At 71.1% G+C, this 18,617-nt stretch carries 15 protein-coding genes; 10 read left to right on the top strand and 5 right to left on the bottom strand.

Annotated elements, in window-relative coordinates; genetic code table 11:
- Positions 1–139: 139 nt before the first annotated feature.
- Entirely contained in the window at positions 140–1,306 is a 1,167-nt protein-coding gene (locus tag ACFW16_RS30790) for a Re/Si-specific NAD(P)(+) transhydrogenase subunit alpha (protein ID WP_380312474.1), read from the bottom strand.
- 251 nt (positions 1,307–1,557) lie between these two features.
- On the opposite strand from ACFW16_RS30790, the gene ACFW16_RS30785 reads away from it, so the two are divergent.
- From ACFW16_RS30785 to ACFW16_RS30770, 4 genes are all read left to right on the top strand, one after another.
- On the top strand, positions 1,558–2,031 hold the full coding sequence (locus tag ACFW16_RS30785) for a hypothetical protein (RefSeq protein ID WP_380312472.1): 474 nt from the start codon (positions 1,558–1,560) through the stop codon (positions 2,029–2,031).
- Positions 2,032–2,141: 110 nt separating this feature from the next.
- Positions 2,142–4,202 (top strand): DUF4139 domain-containing protein, encoded by a 2,061-nt coding sequence (locus ACFW16_RS30780; RefSeq protein WP_380312470.1) that lies wholly within the window; start codon positions 2,142–2,144, stop codon positions 4,200–4,202.
- Positions 4,203–4,300: 98 nt separating this feature from the next.
- Positions 4,301–4,498 carry a hypothetical protein gene (locus tag ACFW16_RS30775; RefSeq protein ID WP_380312468.1) on the top strand — a complete coding sequence of 66 codons (198 nt, stop codon included), beginning with the start codon at positions 4,301–4,303 and terminating at the stop codon, positions 4,496–4,498.
- 35 nt (positions 4,499–4,533) lie between these two features.
- Positions 4,534–5,250, top strand: a complete 717-nt coding sequence (locus ACFW16_RS30770; protein WP_380312466.1) for a helix-turn-helix transcriptional regulator — start codon at positions 4,534–4,536, stop codon at positions 5,248–5,250.
- A gap of 7 nt (positions 5,251–5,257) precedes the next feature.
- Here ACFW16_RS30770 and ACFW16_RS30765 read toward each other — a convergent pair whose 3' ends face one another.
- On the bottom strand, positions 5,258–6,229 hold the full coding sequence (locus ACFW16_RS30765) for a quinone oxidoreductase family protein (RefSeq protein ID WP_380312464.1): 972 nt from the start codon (positions 6,227–6,229) through the stop codon (positions 5,258–5,260).
- 97 nt (positions 6,230–6,326) lie between these two features.
- On the opposite strand from ACFW16_RS30765, the gene ACFW16_RS30760 reads away from it, so the two are divergent.
- Entirely contained in the window at positions 6,327–7,235 is a 909-nt protein-coding gene (locus tag ACFW16_RS30760) for a LysR substrate-binding domain-containing protein (RefSeq protein WP_380312462.1), read from the top strand.
- An 82-nt stretch (positions 7,236–7,317) separates the two neighbouring features.
- Here ACFW16_RS30760 and ACFW16_RS30755 read toward each other — a convergent pair whose 3' ends face one another.
- Both ACFW16_RS30755 and ACFW16_RS30750 read right to left on the bottom strand, forming a co-directional pair.
- Positions 7,318–8,301: an agmatinase family protein gene (locus ACFW16_RS30755; RefSeq protein WP_380312459.1), complete on the bottom strand. Its 984-nt coding sequence runs from the start codon at positions 8,299–8,301 to the stop codon at positions 7,318–7,320.
- A gap of 23 nt (positions 8,302–8,324) precedes the next feature.
- Positions 8,325–9,458, bottom strand: a complete 1,134-nt coding sequence (locus ACFW16_RS30750) for a branched-chain amino acid ABC transporter substrate-binding protein (RefSeq protein WP_380312457.1) — start codon at positions 9,456–9,458, stop codon at positions 8,325–8,327.
- Positions 9,459–9,587: 129 nt separating this feature from the next.
- On the opposite strand from ACFW16_RS30750, the gene ACFW16_RS30745 reads away from it, so the two are divergent.
- The gene (locus ACFW16_RS30745; RefSeq protein ID WP_380312455.1) at positions 9,588–10,481 is read left to right on the top strand and encodes a LysR substrate-binding domain-containing protein; all 894 of its coding nucleotides are present in this window, start codon (positions 9,588–9,590) and stop codon (positions 10,479–10,481) included.
- Positions 10,482–10,576: 95 nt separating this feature from the next.
- Positions 10,577–11,734 (top strand): helix-turn-helix transcriptional regulator, encoded by a 1,158-nt coding sequence (locus ACFW16_RS30740; RefSeq protein WP_380312453.1) that lies wholly within the window; start codon positions 10,577–10,579, stop codon positions 11,732–11,734.
- 4 nt (positions 11,735–11,738) lie between these two features.
- Here the strand turns inward: ACFW16_RS30740 and ACFW16_RS30735 are convergent, their stop codons facing one another.
- Positions 11,739–15,233, bottom strand: a complete 3,495-nt coding sequence (locus tag ACFW16_RS30735) for an indolepyruvate ferredoxin oxidoreductase family protein (protein WP_380312451.1) — start codon at positions 15,231–15,233, stop codon at positions 11,739–11,741.
- 450 nt (positions 15,234–15,683) lie between these two features.
- Here ACFW16_RS30735 and ACFW16_RS30730 point away from each other — a divergent pair, with 450 nt between their 5' ends.
- From ACFW16_RS30730 to ACFW16_RS30720, 3 genes are all read left to right on the top strand, one after another.
- The gene (locus tag ACFW16_RS30730; RefSeq protein ID WP_380312449.1) at positions 15,684–17,036 is read left to right on the top strand and encodes an ABC1 kinase family protein; all 1,353 of its coding nucleotides are present in this window, start codon (positions 15,684–15,686) and stop codon (positions 17,034–17,036) included.
- 97 nt (positions 17,037–17,133) lie between these two features.
- Positions 17,134–17,961 (top strand): universal stress protein, encoded by an 828-nt coding sequence (locus ACFW16_RS30725; RefSeq protein WP_380312447.1) that lies wholly within the window; start codon positions 17,134–17,136, stop codon positions 17,959–17,961.
- A 180-nt stretch (positions 17,962–18,141) separates the two neighbouring features.
- Positions 18,142–18,498: an iron chaperone gene (locus tag ACFW16_RS30720; protein ID WP_380312445.1), complete on the top strand. Its 357-nt coding sequence runs from the start codon at positions 18,142–18,144 to the stop codon at positions 18,496–18,498.
- Positions 18,499–18,617: the final 119 nt, after the last annotated feature.

Here is an 18,617-nt window from a genome sequence, read left to right as displayed (position 1 = left end):
AAGCCGTGCTCCCCCGCCGGCACTGCGGCCGCCTGCGCCTGCACCGCCAAGGCCTGGGCCTGGTCGGCCAGCCCCCGCGCCGCCTCGGCCAGGCCCTGCGCCCCCTGCGCGATGTCTTCCGTCGCCATCGTCCGCTCCCCTACGCCGCCTGCTCGGCTTTGCCGCCGAAGCCCGGATGCACCACACGGCCCCCCGAGGTCAGCCGCGTCGCCGCCACGATCTCGTCCGATCCGTCCACCTTCAGCGCCTGGCTGTCCTTGTCGACCAGGGGCGTCAGGAAGGCCACCAGGTTGCGGGCGTAGAGCGCCGACGCATCGGTCGCGATCCGGCCCGGCACGTTCCTGTGCCCGACGATGGTCACGCCGCCGTCCTCGACCACCTCGCCCGGCCGGGTCAGGGCGCAGTTGCCGCCCCGCTCCGCCGCCAGGTCGACGATCACCGAGCCCGGCTTCATCGACCGCACCATCGCCTCGTCCATCAGCACCGGCGCCTTCTTGCCCGGGATCAGCGCGGTGCAGATCACGATGTCCTGCTTCTTCACCGTCTCGGCGATCAGCGCCGCCTGCTTGGCCCGGTACTCCGCCGACATCTCCTTGGCGTAGCCGCCCGCGGTCTCGGCCGCCTTGAACTCCTCGTCCTCCACCGCGACGAAGCTGGCGCCGAGCGACTGCACCTGCTCCTTCGCCGCCGGCCGCACATCGGTCGCCGACACCACGGCCCCGAGCCGCCGCGCCGTCGCGATCGCCTGCAGACCGGCCACGCCCGCGCCCATCACCAGCACCCGCGCCGGCGGCACCGTGCCCGCCGCCGTCATCATCATCGGGAAGGCCCGGCCGAACACCGATGCCGCCTCCAGGACCGCCCGGTATCCCGCCAGGTTCGCCTGGCTCGACAGCACGTCCATCGCCTGCGCCCGCGTGATCCGCGGCACCAGCTCCAAGGCGAAGCTCTCGATCCCCGCCTCGGCATAGGCCGCCAGGCTGTCGGCATCGTCATAGGGCTCCAGGATGCCGATCAGGGTCGCCCCCCGCGGGATCAGCGCCAGCTCGTCGACCTCGCCCTCGCCCGACCGCAGCGGCCGCCGCACCTTCAGCACCACATCGGCGCCGGCCAGCGCCGCTGCGGCATCCGCCGCCACCTCCGCCCCCGCCGACCGGTACGCCTCGTCCATCACCGCGCTGCCCAGACCGGCGCCGGTCTCCACCACCACCGTCGCCCCCAGTCCCACCAGCTTCTTCACGCTGTCCGCCGTCGCCGCCACCCGGCGCTCCCCATCCCGCCGCTCACGCAACACCCCTATCCGCATGGATCGTTCTCCCTTCGCGTTCCCGGCGATGGATCCGCAAGTTTTTCCCCGCGGCGACGCAACGTCCGACCATGCCTCACGCCGCCGCCCGCTGTCCACGATCCTTCCACCTGAAACGGGGCCACCTGAAACGGGGCCACCTGAAACGGGGCACCTGAAACAACGGAACCCGGACGGGGGGTCGCGCCTTGATTCCGGCGCCGCATCGCCGGGCGTCCGGCGAGGCCGCCGACAACTTCGAGGAACCCGCCTTGTCCACCTTCCTGCGCACCCTTGCCCTGACCGCCGCCGCCGTCGGCGCCATCGCCTGCGTCCCGCAGGACGGCACTTACGGCAACGGCGGCTACAACGACGGCTATTACAGCGACGGCGGCTATCGCGACGGCGGCTACACCCGGATCGACAACCGCTACCGCGGCGACCGCAACGACCGCGACAACAGCTGCCGCCGCGCCTATGACGGCGTCTGCGACGAAGGCCGCTACGGCGGCACCAACCGCTGCGACGACGGCACCGACATGGCGGATTGCCGCGGCTATGCCAACCGGGAGCGCGACGAGGGCCCGAACAGCTGCCGCCGCGCCTATAACGGGGTCTGCGACGAAGGCCGCTACGGCGGCACCAACCGCTGCACCGACGGCACCGACACCGCCGACTGCACCGGCGGCGGCTGGCGCGGCCGCCGCGACCGGCGGGACGACAACGACGGCTGGCCGTTCGACTGACGGCCCGGCGTGGCGGAAGGACTTCTTTCCGCCACGCTCGGCCCCACATGGCCGCGGCGTCGCCACGATCGCCGCGCAAGGTCGGGTCCTCGATCCTGAAGGGGACCCGCATGACACCGATCCGCCTCGCCCTGCCGGCCGCCGCGGCCGCGGCATTCCTGGCCCTGCCGGCCTTCGCCGCCGAGCCGCTGGCGCTGAAGCGCGTGCTGCTGTCGACCGGCGGCGTCGGCTATTTCGAGTACGAGGCCAAGGTCACCGGCGACGAGACGCTGGACCTGGCCGTGCCGCTGGACCAGGTCGACGACGTGATGAAGAGCATCGTCGTCTATGACGACCGGGGCGGCATCGGCGAGATCAGCCTGCCCGGGCGCGAGCCGCTGGCCGCCGCCTTCCGCGAGATGCCGTTCGGGCCGGAGGCGCTGTCCTCCCCCGCCGACCTCCTGAACGCGCTGCGCGGCGCCGAGGTCCGGGTCGAGGGCGCCCGCGGCGTCTCCGGCCGCATCCTGTCGGTGGTGGCGGAGACGGCGAAGGACAAGGACGGCACGCAGATCACCCGCCACCGGGTCAGCCTGATGACCGCGGGCGGGGTGCGCCAGTTCCTGCTGGAGGAGGCGGACGGGCTGCAATTCGCCGACCCGGCGCTGCAGGCCAAGCTGGATGCGGCGCTGGCCGCCCTGGCCCGCGATTCGGCCAAGGACCGGCGCACCCTGGCGATCCGCGCCACCGGCGACGGCGAGCGCACGCTGCGCGTCGGCTATGTCGTCGCGGCGCCCTTGTGGAAGACCAGCTACCGCCTGACCCTGGCCGCCGACCCGAAGGCGGAGACGGCGGCGCTGCAGGGCTGGGCGGTGCTGGAGAACATGAGCGGCGCCGATTGGGACGGGGTCGACCTGACCGTGGTCTCCGGCAACCCGGTCACCTTCCGCCAGGCGCTGTACCAGAGCTACACCGTGGCCCGGCCGGAGGTGCCGGTCGAGGTGGCGGGCCGGGTGCTGCCGCCGGTCGACGAGCGGGCCCGCGAGTTCGACCAGGACGGGGTGCGTCGCGCCGCGGCGCGGCAATTGGGACTGGTGCCCCCCGCGCCGGCCCCTGCCGCAGGTGCAGGCTCATACAATGTGGGTGTCGCAGGCGACATCAATCCGGCCCAAAGCGCCATCCAGGCGCCGCAGCAACTCGCCAGGGTCACCGCGGCGGAATCGGGCGAGAGCGCGACCCAGGTCACCTTCCGCCTGCCCGAGCCGGTGACCGTCGCCGCCGGCCATTCCCTGCTGGTGCCGATCATCGACCGCGAGATCCCGGCCGGCCGGGTCGACCTGTACCTGCCGCAGACCGAGCCGAAGCACCCGCTGGCCGCGGTCGACCTGAAGAATGACGGCCAGACCGGCCTGCCGCCCGGCGTGCTGACCCTCTACGAACGCGGCGCCGACGGCGTGACCTATGTCGGCGACGCCCGGCTGGGCGCGCTGCCGGCGGGCGAGACCCGGCTGCTGAGCTTCGCCGTCGACCAGAAGGTGACGGTCGAGCGCGAGGACAAGCGCGACGACACGCTGGCCCGCGCCCGCATCGTCGACGGCGTGCTGGAGCTGACCACCACCCAGCGCGCCAGCGTCAGCTATGCGATCACCGGCGCCGCCGGCGAGGACCGCACGGTGCTGCTGCAGACGCCGCGCTACGACGGCTGGACCCTGACGGAGCCGGACAAGGGGAAGGCCGAAATCGTCGGCGGCCAGTACCGCATCCGCCAGGCGGTGCCGGCCGGCAGGACCGAGACGGTGACGGTGACGCAGGAGCAGCCGCTGTCCCAGACCATCGACCTGGCCGAGGACGCCGACGACCAGATCGTCGTCTGGGCCGAGGACCGCAGGCTGCCGGCCGGGGTGCGCCAGACGATGGCGGATCTCGCCGGCCAGCTCGCGGTGATCCGCGACCACGAGGCCGAGGCCGAGCGGCTGGAGCAGCGCCAGGCGGAGATCGGCCAGGAGCAGGCGCGGCTGCGCGAGAACATCGGCGCGGTGCCGAAGGACAGCGACCTGTTCCAGCGCTATCTCGGCAAGCTGAACGACAGCGAGAGCGAGCTGGAGCAGGCCGGCGCCGGCCTGGACAAGGCCCGCAAGGCGATCGACTCCGCCCGCGCCCAGTTCCGCCAGTCGGTGCGCAAGCTGAACATCTGACGGCCGGCCTCACCCCTCCTGACAGAATTCTGTCAGGAGGGGTGTTGTATTGTCTCTCCATGATGGCCCGGCAAAGGGCCTCTTGCGTGGAGAGACCGATGGCCTTCGTCACCGAGATCGTGCTGTTCCGAGACCGGCCGGGCGTCGCGGTCCAGACCATGGTCGAGGCGGCGGAGGGCAGCCGTCCGGCCCTCGCCGGGCAGGACGGCACGATCGACCGCGATGCCGGCCGCTTCATGCAGGTCATCGACGGGCCGAGCGTTCGGCTCTATCACTTCAGGAGCCGTTCCCTCTGACCCTGCCGCCTGCCCCTTCGGCGGGCCTGCCGCCGATGCGCCGAGCCGACCGCCTGATCCAGATCCTGCTGCTGATGCGAGGCCGCACCCTGGTCACGGCGCAGCAGCTCGCCGAAGCGCTCGAGGTCTCGGAGCGCACGGTCTATCGCGACATGGCCGACCTGCTGGCCAGCGGCGCGCCGATCGACGGCGAGGCCGGGGTCGGCTATCGGCTGCGCCGCGGCTTCGAGCCGCCGCCGGTGCAGTTCACCGCCGAGGAGCTGCTGGCGCTGAGCCTGGGCGCCCGCATGGTCGCGGCCTGGACCGACCCGGCCCTGGCCCGCGCCGCCGGCAACGCCGCGCGCAAGATCTCCGGCGTGCTGCCGGAGGCCAGCGCCGCCTCGCTCGACGAGGTGCCGATCCATGCCCCGGGCCGCCGCCCCTACCCGCTGGAGCTGATGGAGCCGATCCGCCTGGCGATCGCCGGGCGGCGCAAGCTGCGGCTGCACTACAGCGCGCCGGAAGCGACCAGCGAGCGGATCGTCCATCCGCTGGGCCTGTTCTTCTGGGGCAACCGCTGGACCGCCACCGCCTGGTGCGAGCTGCGCCAGGATTTCCGCAGCTTCCGCCTCGACCGGATCGACACGCTGGAGACGCTGGAGGACCGGTTCCAGCCGGTCTCGGGCCGGACGCTGGAGGACTATCTCAACCGCGAGCGCGAGGCGCGGGAGGCGGAGGAGCTGCGGGAGCGGCCCCTCCCGCCCGGCCGGTAGCGCGCCCCTACGGCAGCAGCACGGTCGCGCCGGTGGTCTGCCGCGCCTCGAGCCGGCGATGCGCCTCGGCCGCCTCGGCGAGGGGCAGGCGGGCATGGACCGGGACCGTCACCGCGCCGCTCGACACGACCCGGAAGAGATCCTCGCCCATGGCGAGCACGTCCTCGCGCTTCGCGAGGTGCTGGAACAGCAGCTGCCAGGTGGCGAAGAGCGAGCCCTTCTGCATCAGGAGCATGATGTCGAACGGCTCGATCGGCCCCGACGCCGCGCCGAAGCTGACGAAGGTGCCGAAAGGCCGCAGGCAGTCGAGCGAGGCCGGGAAGGTGGCGCGGCCGACGCCGTCATAGACGACGTCGCAGCCCTCGCCGCCCGTGATCTCCCGCACGCGCGCGGCGAAATCCTCCCGGCGGTACTCGATGACGTGGTCGCAGCCGTTCCGGCGCGCCAGTTCGGCCTTCTCCGGCGAGCCGACCGTGCCGATGACGATGGCGCCGAGATGCTTCGCCCATTGCGTCAGGATCAGGCCGACGCCGCCCGCCGCCGCGTGCATGAGGACGGTGTGGCCCGGCCCGACGCGGACGGTGCGGCGCAGCAGGAACTGCGCCGTCAGGCCCTTCAGCATCATCGCGGCGCCGGTCTCGAAACCGATGGCGTCCGGCAGGCGCAGGAGGAGATGGGCCGGCACGATGCGCTCCTCGGCATAGGCGCCGAGCGTCCCGACATAGGCCACGCGGTCGCCCGGCGCGAAGCCCTCGACGCCCGCGCCGACCTCGGCCACCTCGCCGGCACCCTCGTTGCCGGGCGTGAACGGCAGGGCGGGCGGCGCATAGGCGCCGGTGCGGAAATAGGTGTCGACGAAGTTGAGGCCGATCGCCCGGTTGCGGATTCGGACCTCGCCCGGCCCGGGCCGGGCGACATCGACATCCTCATAGACGAGCACCTCGGGCCCGCCATGGCGGTGAACACGGATCGCTTTCATGGGGTTCGCCCCTGTCCTGCGCTGCTGATGCCCGGGAGATGGCGCGGGGCGGGACATGGTTGTAGGCTGATATCGAAGACATCAGAGTTCACTGAAAATGATATCCGAGCAGATCGGCCTCGACCTCCTCCGCACCTATGTCGCGGTCTGCCGGCAGGGCAGCCTGAGCAAGGTCGCGGCGCAGACCGGCCGGACCCAGTCGGCGCTGAGCATGCAGATGCGGCGGCTGGAAGGCCTGGTGCAGCGGCACCTGTTCCAGCGCACCGGCCGCGGCGTCGTGCCGACCGCCGAGGGCGAGATCTTCCTGGGATACGCCACCCGCATCCTGGCCCTCGGCGACGAGGCCGTGGCCCGGCTGCAGCGGAAGGAGATCAGCGGCGGCGTGCGCATCGGCCTGGCCGAGGAGCTGGCCTCCGCGGCGCTCCCGGCCGCGCTGGGGCGGCTGCACCGGGCCTATCCCGACATCCGCCTCGACGTCGTGGTCGAGCACAGCGTGGCGCTGGGCCGGCTGTGGGGCGAGGACGGGCTGGACATCATGCTGGGCCCGACCTCGGTGGTGACGGCCGACGCCCTGGCCGCCTGGACCGTCGAGCTCCAATGGGTGTGCGCACCGGACTGCGCACCGGATCCGGAACGGCCGCTCGACCTCGTCGCGTTCACCGCGCCCTGCCTGTGGCGCCGGCGCATGATCGAGGCGCTGGCCGAGATCGGCCGGGATCATCGGGTCATCTTCACGAGCCAAAGCGTCACCGCCCTGCAGGCGGCGGTCGAGAACGGGCTGGGAGTCGGGCTGCTGCCGCCCGAATCCGTCCGTGCGGGCGGCATGCGCGTGCTGAAGCCGTCCGCCGGGGTGCCGGGGCCGCTGGCCGCCCAGTACGGCCTCTACGCCCGCGACCGCCGGACGCCCGTGGTCGATGCCGCGATCGGCGTGCTGCTGGACGGCCTGCCGGCGATGCCTGGAGCGGTGCCGGAACCGGAGACGCAAAGCCGCCGTTCCGGTTCCTAGAGGCCGCCCGCGTGCGGCCGACCGAACCGGAGGCGCCGCGTGCCGTACATCCTGCTCTGGCTGTTCTTCCGCTGACCGCGCCTCAGCCGGCCCGGCCGGCCAGACCGAACAGCAGGTTGAGCACCAGGGCGGCGCCGGTGCGGCCGGTGATGTCGTCATGGTCGAAGGGCGGCGCGATCTCGACCAGATCGAAGCCGACCGTCTTCGGGTGGCCGCCGATCCGGCGCAGCGCGTCCTGCACGTCGCGCGCGTCGAGCCCGCCGGGATTGGGCGCCGCGGTGCCGGGCGCCTGGCTCTGGTCGATGCAGTCGATGTCGACCGAGACGTAGAGCGCATCCACCCCGTCGGTCGCCAGCGCCAGGGCCTGGTCCACCACCGCCGCCATGCCGCGGCGGCGCACCTCCAGCGCCGGGATCACCGTCACCCCCTGCTCCGCCGCATAGCCGGCGAGCTGGGGCGAGTTGGCGAACTCCGCCATGCCGATCTGCACCAGGTTGCGGCCGGACAGGGCGCCGTCCAGCAGCTCCAGCGACTTGCGGAACGGCACGCCGCTGGATTCGGCGCCGAGATGGGCCTTGCGCAGGTCGTGATGGGCGTCGAAATGGATCACGCCCAGCCGCTTGCCGGGCCCGAGCGCCCGCACCACGCCGCGGATGATCGGGAAAGAGATCGAATGGTCGCCGCCGATCGCCACCGGCACGATGCCGCGGCCGACGATCGCCGCGATCGCCGCGCTGATCCGGTCGTGGCTGCCCGGCAGGTCGGTGACCACGGTCGGCACGTCGCCGACATCGGCGGCGCGAAAGCCGGTCATCGCCCGGCCGTTGCCGCTGCTGTAGGTGGTGTAGTACATCATCGACCGGCGCACGGCGTCCGGACCGTGGCGCGACCCGGTGCGGACCACCGAGGCGCCGTCGAAGGGGATGCCCAGCAGCGCCGCCTGCAGCCCGTCCCACCGCCCGTCCCATTCGAGCCAGCTGCCGGCGCGGTGCTCGCCAGGGTCGCCCTTCATCGTGTTGACCACGAGGCCGGGCGGCATCAGGCCGGGATCGGTCGGTTCGGACATGGTGTGCTCCGGTTTCGGGACGGTCAGTTCAGCTCGGCATAGGTGCCGCCGCGCCAGGCGTACATGACGTAGGACGGGTCGACGACGTCGCCCTTGGCGTCGAAGCGGATCGGGCCGATCACGGTGTCGAACGGCCTGCCGCCGCGCAGCGCCCCGACGATCGCCTCCGGCTCGGCGCTGCCCGCGGCCTCCGCCGCCTGGGCCAGCACCTGGAAGGCGGCGTAGCTGTAGAGGGCGAAGCCGTCCGGGCTCTTGCCGCGCGCCTTCAGCGCCTCGACCACGGCCTTGCCGGCGGCGGTGCCGCGCGGATCGGGCGGATGGGTCATCAGCGTGCCCTCGGCGGCGGTGCCGGCGATGGCCCAGAAGTCATCGGCCAGGATGCCGTCGCTGGCGACGAAGACCGCCGCCAGCCCCTGGTCGCGCGACTGGCGGATCAGCAGGCCGGCCTCGGTCTGGTAGCCGCCGTAATAGACCGCCTCGACCCCGGCATCCTTCAGCTTGCTGACCACGGCGGAGAAGTCGCGCTCGCCCTGGTTGATGCTCTCGACCAGCACCTCCTTCAGGCCGGCGGCGTTCATCGCCTTGCGCGTCTCCTCGGCCACGCCGGTGCCGAAGGCGGAGCGGTCATGGACGATCGCGACGGTCCTGTAATGCGCCGCCAGGTAGCGGCCGGACACCCCGCCCTGGGCGTCGTCGCGGCCGCAGACCCGGAAGACCTCCTGCCAGCCCTTGGCCGCCGCCTCGTCGGTCAGGGCCGGGTTGGTCGAGGCCGGCGTCACCATCGGGATGCCGCTGTCGTGATAGACCGCCGCGGCCGGGATCGAGGAGGAGGAGCAGAAATGCCCGACCACCGCCGCCACCTCGCGGCCGGCGAGGTCGTTGGCAACGCTGACCGCCTGGCGCGGGTCGCACTGGTCGTCGCCCAGCTCCAGCACGACCTTCCGGCCGAGGATGCCGCCTCTGGCGTTGATGTCGGCGACCGCCAGCTCGGCGCCGCTGGCCATCTGCTCGCCGAACGACGCCTCCGGCCCGGTGAACGGCCCCGCCGCCCCCAGCCGCAGCTCCTGCGCGCGTGCCGCGGCAGACCCCTCCGCCGCCAGCGCGGCGGCGGCCAGGACGGTGCCGGCGATCAGCATGCCTCGAATGGCGCAACCCATGACTGTGCCCCTGTCGGATGATCCGGGCATCTTGGCGCGCCCGGCGAAGCCACCCTATCGCGACGCCTACTTGACACAAAGTGATCAAATCTCAGGAAATAGATGACCTGAATTCATGAAGACGATGCCATGCGCCTGCCCCTCGACCCGCTGCACACCTTCGACCTGGCGGCGCGGCACGAGAGCTTCTCCCGAGCCGCCCGGGCCCTGCACCTGACCGACAGCGCCGTCAGCCACCAGATGCGGAGGCTGGAGGAGGCGGTGGGCTTCCCGCTGTTCGAGCGGCGCGGCCGCCGTGTCGTCCTGACCGGGGCCGGCCGGCTGTTCCATCGCACGGTGCATGACAGCCTGGAGACCGTCTCCGCCGCCGCGACCTTGCTGGCCGCCCGCGCCGGCGAACTGGCCGGGCCGCTGGTGATCGGGGCGCCGCCGATGTTCGCCAGCAAGTGGCTGGCGCCGCGGCTGGCGGAGTTCGTGCGGGCCCATCCGACCGTCGACTGCACCGTGCGGGTGCTGGATAACGACGCGGTCGCGACCGCCGGGGTCGATGTCGGCGTCACCTTCGGCGGCGGCCCCTGGCCGGGGCAGTGGTCGCGCATCCTGGCGGAGGTGGCGCTGGCCCCCGCCTGCAGCCCGCGCCTGTTCGGCGACCGCGGCGGCATGATCCCCGACCCGTCGGCGCTGGGCGAGGTGCCGCTCTTGCACCAGGACGACGGCACCGAGTGGCGCCGCTGGTTCGAGGCCGCCGGGGTGAAGGCGCCGCATGCCGCGCGGCAGATGCATTTCTCCGACATCAGCGTCGCCATCGACGTGGCGCTGCATGGCGGCGGCATGGTGCTGGTCAGCGACGTCCTGTCCTCCCAGCATGTCCGGGACGGCACGCTGGTCCGCCCCTTCCCGGTCCGCATCGCGGCGGAGGGGCAGTGGTGGGTGCTGTGCGACCCGCGCCGGCTCGACCTGCCGGCGGTGCGGATGGCCCTGGCCTGGCTGACCGCCCAGTTCGACGGCAGCGCATTCCGGTGACACGCGACGCCCGGCGGCTCGCCGACGTACCGGTCAGCCGCGGACTGTGATAAAATTCCGGACAGTGAGCGTGACGTTTCCGGCAGGCGGGGGGCATGGACCGGGCGGACGCAATCCTCAAGGCCGTACAGCGGATCTACGACGCCGCAGCGTCGCCGGATGCCTGGCCCGGCGTGGTCGAGGCGATCACCGCCGCCGCCGGCGGGCAGCGCGGATCGCTGCTGGTCGAGAACCAGCCGCAGCGTCGGGCGGATCTGATGATCGGCTGGCGCTGGGACCCGGCCCATCTGCAGCGCATGTCGGCCCCCGGCGCCCCGCGGACGGCGCCATGGGCGGCAAGGTTGCCGCTCGGCCGGGCCGTGCGCAGCCTGGAGCTGAAACCCGAGCGCGACTTCATCCGGTCGGATTTCTACAACCAGGTGGTCCGGCCGAACGGCGATTTTTACGGCATCGTGGCACTGGTGCGGCAGACGCCGACCCACAGCAGCTACGTCGCCGTCCGCCGGGTCCTGGGCGCGCCGGATTTCACCGACCGCGACGTCGCGGCGCTGCAGGCGGTCCTGCCCCATCTCGCCCGCACGCTCGAACTCCGCCGGACGCTGGGCGCCACCGACCTGCGCTTCGCCGACGCGATGGCCGTGCTCGACCGGATCGATCTCGGGCTGATTCTCTGCGATGCCGACGGCCGGCCGGCCTATCTCAACCGATGGGCCGACGCGCTGGTCGCCCGCCCCGACGGGCTGTCGGCCGGGCCGGCCGGGATCGCCGCGGCGCTGCCGGAGGAGACCCGCCGGCTGCGGCGCGCCGTCGCCATGGCCGCGGCAGCCGGGACCGCACGCCCCGGCATCGATGCCGCGACCCGCGCCGCCGCCGCCGGGACCAGGATGCGCCTGTCGCGCCCCTCCGGCGCGCACCCGCTGCTGCTGACCGTGATCCCGATCCGCGAGGCCGGGGTCGGAGACCGCCGGCCGCAGCCCCGGGTGGCGATCTTCGTCATCGATCCGGACCGCAATGCGGTGCCCGCCTCCGCCCTGCTGCAGGAGCTGTTCGGGCTGACGGCGGCGGAGGCCGGCTTCGCCATCGAGATCGCCCGCGGCGACGGCATCCAGGCCGCGGCCAGGCGCCGGTCGATCTCGGACAGCACCGCCCGGACCCATCTGGCCCGCATCTTCGAGAAGACCGGCACCGGCCGGCAGGCGGAGCTGGTCCGGCTGCTGGCGCAATGCAGCGTACCGGCGCTGCTGCCCGACTGACCCCTTACTCCGCCGCCAGCTTCGGCGCGGCCGGGGTGCGCAGGGTGGCCAGCAGCTCGGCCTCGCGCGCCTTGGCCTTGCCGAGAGCCTCGTCCTTGATGTGGCCGTAGCCGCGGATCTGCTCCGGCACCCGGGCGATGGCGACGCAGACGGCGTGGGTGTCCGGCCCCAGCCGGGCCAGCAGCTCCTCCACCACCGCCTCGTAATCCGCGATCAGCTGCCGCTCGGTGCGGCGCTCGGTCGTGCGGCCGAACGGGTCGAGGGCGGTGCCGCGCAGCCGCTTCATCCGCGCCAGCAGGCCGAAGGCCCGCAGCATCCACGGCCCGAAGGCACGCTTCTTCAGATGGCCGGTGTCCGGGTCCTTCTCGGCGAAGGCCGGCGGCGCCAGGTGGAACTGCAGTTTGTAGTCGCCCTCGAACTGCGCCTCGACCTGCTTCAGGAAGCTGCCGTCGGTGTAGAGCCGGGCGACCTCGTACTCGTCCTTGTAGGCCAGGAGCTTGTAATAGTTCCGGGCCACCGCCTCGGTCAGCTCCTGCCGGCCGAGCTTCGCCTCGGCCGCCCGGACCTTGTCGACCAGCGCGGTATAGCGCGCGGCGTAGGCGGCGTCCTGGTAGGCGGTCAGCTGCTCGACCCGGCGGGCGACCGCCTCGTCGAGCGTGCGCGACAGCCGGTGCCCCTCCTCCTGCGGCGGCGCGGCAATCCGCTCGACCCGGGCGAGGTCGTGGGCGGCGCGGCGGCCCCACAGGAAGGCGGCCTTGTTCATGGCGACGGCGGTGCCGTTCAGCTCGACCGCCTTCTCCAGCGCCTCGTGCGACACCGGCACCAGCCCCTTCTGCCAGGCGTAGCCGAGCATGAACAGGTTGGTGGCGATGCTGTCGCCCAAGAGCGCGGTGGCGAGGCGGGTAGCGTCGACCGCGTCCAGCAGCTTCGGGTCGCCGCCGTTCTTCGCCACCGCCTCCAGCATCGACTTGCCGGGGACGACGAAGTCCGGGTTGCGGGTGAAGGCGCCGGTGATGGTCTCGTGGCTGTTCACCACCTGCCGGGTCAGGCCGGGATGGATCTTCGACTGCGCCTCGCCCGATGCGGCCACGACCAGGTCGCAGCCCAGCATCAGCCGGGCGCCGCCGGCGGCGATGCGCACGGCATGGATCTCCTCCGGCGTCCGGGCGATGCGGACATGGCTGACCACGGCGCCGCCCTTCTGGGCCAGGCCGGCCTGGTCGAGCACCGAGACGCCCTTGCCCTCGAGATGCGAGGCCATGCCGAGGAGCGCGCCGATGGTGATCACGCCGGTGCCGCCGATGCCGGTGATCATGATGCCGTAGGGCTGGTCCAGCGACGGCAGCTCGGGCTCCGGCAGCGCCGGGAACAGGTCGGTCTTGTTCTCCGCGGCGGGCTTCGGCTTGCGCAGCTTGCCGCCCAGGACCGAGACGAAGGACGGGCAGAAGCCGTTGACGCAGGAATAATCCTTGTTGCAGCTGGACTGGTCGATCGCGCGCTTGCGCCCGAACTCGGTCTCGACCGGCACCACCGACAGGCAGTTCGAGACCTTCGAGCAGTCGCCGCAGCCCTCGCACACCGCCTCGTTGATGAACACCCGGCGGGCCGGGTCCTCCATCGTGCCGCGCTTGCGGCGGCGGCGCTTCTCGGCGGCGCAGGTCTGGTCGTAGATCATCACCGAGACGCCAGGCGTCTCGCGCAGCTGCTCCTGGATGTGGTCCAGCCGGTCGCGGTGCTCGACCCCGACGCCATGCGGCAGCATCGGGCTCTGCGTCCCCGGCTCGCCATAGATCTCCGGCCGGTCGGTGACCACGATCATGGTCTTGACGCCCTCGGCCCGCAGCTGGGCCGCGATCATCGGCACGGTGATGGTGCCGTCGACCGGCTGGCCGCCGGTCATCGCCACGGCGTCGTTGTAGAGGATCTTGTAGGTGGCGTTGACGCCCGCGGCCAGTGCCGCGCGGATGGCCAGGCTGCCGGAGTGGAAATAGGTGCCGTCGCCGAGATTGACGAAGACGTGCTTCGTCTCCGTGAACGGCGCCTGGCCGATCCAGGCCGCGCCCTCGCCGCCCATCTGGCTGAAGGTCTCGGCTTTGCGGTCGGGCATCCAGGTCGCCATGTAATGGCAGCCGATGCCGGCCAGCGCCCGGCTGCCCTCCGGCACCCGGGTCGAGGTGTTGTGCGGGCAGCCGGAGCAGAAATACGGCACCCGGTCGACCGCGGCCTTGACGATCTTCTTCTGGCCCTCGCGCTCCTCCAGGTAGCGGACGCGTTCGGCCAGGCCGGGGTGGTCGAGGTACTTCAGCAGGCGCCGGCCGATGGCGACGGCGATCTGCGCCGGCGTCAGCTCGCCGGTCGAGGGCAGGATCCAGTCGCGCTTCTCGTCGAACTTGCCGACGATCACCGGCCGCTTGTCGGCGTGCCAGTTGTACAGCTGCTCCTTCAGCTGGTTCTCGATCAGGGCCCGCTTCTCCTCGACCACGATCAGCTCGTCGAGGCCCTCGGCGAAGGCGCGCACGCCGGTCGGCTCCAGCGGCCAGGGCATGCCGACCTTGTAGATGCAGATGCCGAGCTGCGCCGCGAGCTCCCGGTCGATGCCGAGGTCGTCCAGCGCCTGGCGGACGTCGAGATAGGATTTGCCGGTGGTGACGATGCCGAAGCGGTGCCGGCCGCCGTCATAGACCAGGTGATCGAGCTTGTTGGCGCGGGCGAAGGCGAGCGCGGCGTACAGCTTGTCGCGCATCAGCCGCTCCTCCTGCACCAGGGGCGGGTCGGGCCAGCGGATGTTCAGGCCGCCGGGCGGCATCGCGAAATCCTCCGGCAGCACGATCCGGACCCGGTTCGGGTCGACATGGACCGAGGCGGAGCTGTCGACGTTCTCGGCGATGGTCTTGAAGCCGACCCACAGGCCGGAATAGCGGCTCATCGCCCAGCCGTAGAGCCCGTAGTCCAGGATCTCCTGGACGTTCGTCGGGTTCAGCACCGGCATCATATGGGCGATGAAGGCGTGCTCGGACTGGTGCGGCACGGTCGAGGATTTGCAGGCGTGGTCGTCGCCGGCCATGACCAGCACGCCGCCATGCTTCGAGCTGCCGGCGAAGTTGGCGTGCTTGAACACGTCGCCGGTGCGGTCGACGCCCGGGCCCTTGCCGTACCAGATGCCGAACACGCCGTCGTGTTTCGCGCCGGGCCACAGCCCGACCTGCTGGCTGCCCCACACCGCGGTGGCGCCGAGATCCTCGTTGAGGCCCGGCCGGAACTCGATGTTCTGCTTCTGCAGGAACTTGCGCGCCGCCCACAGCGCCTGGTCGTAGCCGCCGAGCGGCGAGCCGCGGTATCCCGAAATGAAGCAGGCGGTGTTCAGCCCGGCCGCTTCGTCGCGCCGGCGCTGCATCAGGGGCAGGCGGACCAGCGCCTGGATGCCGGTGAGATAGATGCGGCCGGAGTCGAGGGTGTACTTGTCCTCGAGGCTCACGGAAGCAAGCGCCGTTGCCGTCATCGATGCCTCCCGAAAGGCCGCCGGTCTGTCGCCGCGGCCACCTCCAAATAGGTAATCTTCTTTCGCCCCGGCGACAATCGCACGGAGCCTCCGGCCGGAAGAAAGCAACGGGGAACCGACAGTATTGTTGTCCTTGATCCAAGATTTCCGACTTGGCCGAAATCGCGACGGAAACGAACCCGGCTCATGCCCGGTGGTCACTCATGGCGCTCACCCCATCCCAAGACTGTCATGCCCGGGCTTGACCCGGGCATCCAGGGCGGCAAGAGCTGCTCTGGGTGGCCCCTGGATCGCCGGGTCAAGCCCGGCGATGACACTATGGGTTGGACAGGAAGGCCGCTTTCCCGCTCCCGATCGGACACATGCGACACCGCCCGGGGGTGACGCGGCGGGCTTCTCCCCCTAGATAGGTCGGGCGGCCGGGCCCGGCCGCGCGACCCCGGTTGGATCATGGCCGACGAAGAGAACAGTTTTGGTGGCCGGCTGCGCCGCTACGCCCGCGTCTCCGGCGCCATGGGCGGCCTGGCCGCCCGGGTGGCGGGCGAGCGCTATCTCGGCCTCAAGGTCGACCGCGAGGCGCATGCCAACGAGCTGCGGGCCGCGCTGGGCGGGCTGAAGGGCCCGCTGATGAAGGTGGCGCAGATGCTGGCCACCATCCCGGAGGCGGTGCCGAAGGAATACGCGCAGGAGCTGCAGCAGCTGCAGGCCAACGCGCCGTCGATGGGCTGGCCCTTCGTCAAGCGCCGGATGGCGAGCGAGCTGGGCCAGGCCTGGCAGGGCAAGTTCGAGAGCTTCGAGCACGAGGCGGCGGCCGCGGCCTCGCTGGGCCAGGTGCACCGGGCGGTCGGGCCGGACGGACGGCGCCTCGCCTGCAAGCTGCAGTATCCGGACATGCAGTCGGCGGTCGAGGCCGACCTGAAGCAGCTGAGGCTGATCCTCGGCATCTTCGAGCGCTACGACAAGACGGTATCGACCAAGCAGATCCACGCCGAGATCTCGGAGCGGCTGCGCGAGGAGCTGGACTACGCGCTGGAGGCCCGGCACTCGCAGCTCTATGCCGAGATGCTGGCGAAGGAGCCGAACGTGCACGTTCCCGAGGTGGTGCCGGAGCTGTCGACCAGGCGGCTCCTGACCACCACCTGGCTCGACGGCGAGAAGATCCTGAACTTCGTTCAGGGCAGCGAGGAGCAGCGGGCGCAGCTGGCGCTGAACATGTTCCGGGCCTGGTACGTGCCGCTCTACTACTACGGCGTGATCCACGGCGACCCGCATCTCGGCAACTACACGGTGCGGCCGGACGATTCGATCAACCTGCTCGACTTCGGCTGCATCCGGGTGTTCCCGCCCAGCTTCGTCGGCGCGGTGATCGAGCTGTACCGGGCCCTGGAGACCAACGACCGCGACCGCGCGGTCGAGGCCTACAAGACCTGGGGCTTCAAGAACATGACCAACGAGCTGGCGGACGTGTTGAACGTCTGGGCCGGCTTCCTGTACGGGCCGATCCTGGAGAACAAGGTGCGGCTGATCGGCGAGGCCAAGAACGGCGTCTACGGCCGCGACACCGCCGAGCAGGTGCACAAGGAGCTGCGCCGGGTCGGCGGGGTCGAGGTGCCGCGCGAATTCGTGTTCATGGACCGGGCGGCGCTCGGCCTCGGCTCGGTGTTCATCCACCTCAAGGCCCGGGTGAACTGGCACAACCTGTTCAACGAGCTGATCGCCGATTTCGACCAGGAGACGATGGCCCGGCGGCAGAAGGCGATCCTGAAGAAGCACGGGGTGCCGCCGCCGGCGGCGGGCGGCTGACCCGGCACGGCCGGGACGCAGCCATGCCGGGAAACGCTGGATCGGCATCGGTTATAGGGGGACAATGGGCTTGGACCAGAGAGCCCCGGAGGCTGCATTGACCATCCAGCACCTGCTCGCCCCCCTCAGCGGCCATGCCGGCGACCGCGCCGCGCTCGACGCGGCGCTGCGCGTCGCCAAGCGCTTCGACGCCTCGGTCGAGGTGCTGTCGTTGCGCCCCGACCCGCAGCGGGTCCTGGCCTATACCGGGGCCGAGATGGCGGTCGCCACCAGCATGCTGCTGGAAGGGGCGGAGAAGGCCTCGAACGAGGTCGCCGCCCGCAACCGCGCCGTGTTCGAGGCCGCCGCGGCCGATGCCGGCGCCGGGCCGGAGGTGGAGTTCCGCGAAGAGACCGGCGGCGAGACGGCCGTGATCGGCCACCGCGGCACCGTCGCCGACCTGATCGTGACGCCCGGCCCGGGCCAGGACCCGAACGCCAGCCGGGCGGTGCTGGAGGCGGCGCTGTTCGAGACCGGCCGGGCGGTGCTGATCGTCCCGGGGCCGGTGGCAGAGGATTTCGCCGAGCGCATCCTGGTCGCCTGGGACGGCGGCAAGGAGGCGTCGCGCAGCGTCGCCGCCGCCCTGCCCTTCCTGGAGGCGGCGACGGCGGTCAGCGTCTACACCCGCGACGAGGGCGAGGACCGCTGCACCGCGGCCGAGCTGGTGCGCTATCTCAGCCGCCACGGCGCGCCGTCGAACCGGATCGCCGCGGACGACCCGAAGCAGGGGGTCGACGCCGCCATCCTGACCGCGGCCCAGCGCGCCGATGCCGGGCTGATCGTGATGGGCGGCTACAGCCACAGCCGGTTCCGCGAGATGATCCTGGGTGGCGTCACCGAGCACATGCTGTTCCACGCCGACCGCCCGGTGCTGATGGCGCACTGAGCGGGCGGCGCTCGATAGGTCAGGTTTCGCTGCCGCGAATCCGGCCGCGTGAACCATGACGGAATGCGAGGTTCAGGACTTATCGAGCGCCAATCCAGGAGCGCCGTGACACACAGCGGCACCAAGAGCTTTAGCCCCCGATTTGTTGCCTTGGGACATGCTAAAAGGCATGCTGTCAGCATGACGAAGAAGGATAACCATGACGCCTATATAGCCGCCGCACCGGAGCAGTTTCGCGCCATGTTGGGTCAACTGCGTGCGCAGCTATCGCGGGCACTACCAGACGCCGAAGAAGTCATGAAGTACGATATGCCCGGATTTCAGATCGAAGAAACGATTATCGCGGGCTATGCCGCCTTCAGTAAACAATGCGGTCTATATGTTGACCCGGGTGCAATTTCTGCCCATGCAGACGAAATCGCTTCTTTGAAACTCAAGGCAACCAAGACCGGAGTAACGTTCTCGGTGAGCAAGCCTATCACTGATGAACTAGTTGAGAAATTGGCAATCAGTTCGCGCAGCAAAAAGGGATTTTAGCGACTGCCTTCGGCAACCCAAAACTCGATTTGCAAACCGGTGCAAACTCGGAGCGGCTCATCTGGACTTCAAGCGTTCGGCCAAAGCGAACATCAGCTGAAATCACATTTCGGATGCAG

It is taken from the genome of Inquilinus sp. NPDC058860, from assembly GCF_042743185.1.
Taxonomy (GTDB): domain Bacteria; phylum Pseudomonadota; class Alphaproteobacteria; order DSM-16000; family Inquilinaceae; genus Inquilinus.
Note: the sequence above shows the minus strand (reverse complement) of the source record. Positions and strands in the feature narration are given on the sequence as shown.